Source organism: Mesorhizobium sp. M2D.F.Ca.ET.226.01.1.1 (assembly GCF_004022705.2).
Lineage (GTDB): Bacteria > Pseudomonadota > Alphaproteobacteria > Rhizobiales > Rhizobiaceae > Mesorhizobium.
Genome location: NZ_RZOY02000050.1, coordinates 1 through 457 on the forward strand (window position 1 = coordinate 1; position 457 = coordinate 457).

General features: G+C 68.9%; 1 protein-coding gene. It reads right to left on the minus strand.

The features are described from left to right. The coding region (locus EN869_RS35415; protein WP_348640382.1) for an ATP-binding cassette domain-containing protein at nt 1–457 on the minus strand (457 nt) is incomplete at both ends.

Sequence of the window (457 nt, forward strand, 5' to 3'; positions counted from 1 at the left end):
GAGCACCACCAGCATCCCCCACTGGATGACCATCGCTATGATGATCAGGATAAGGAACAGGCCGAACAGCGACCAGCGATTGCCCTTGGTGAGGACGCGGCTGCGCGACATCGAGCCGAACACGCCGAGCCGCTCCTGTATCAGAACCGGAACCGCCATCGACCAGCCCAGCCACAGGATGATGCCGGGCACGATCAGCAACACCAGGCCGATGCCCGCGCCGACCGCGTCGGCTGGCTCGCGCGGCCTGTAAGGCCGGCCGCCGACGGTCATCTGTCCCGACAGCAACGGATCGAGGCCGACGATGGCGCGGGCCACTTCCGTGCGCCCGGCGCCGACCAGGCCGCCAAGCCCGACGATCTCGCCCGCCCGCACCTCGAAGCTGATCTCTTCGACGCGGCGCGTGGTGACGCCATCGAGCGCCAGCCGGACCGGCCCCAGCGCGCGTTCCTTTCGG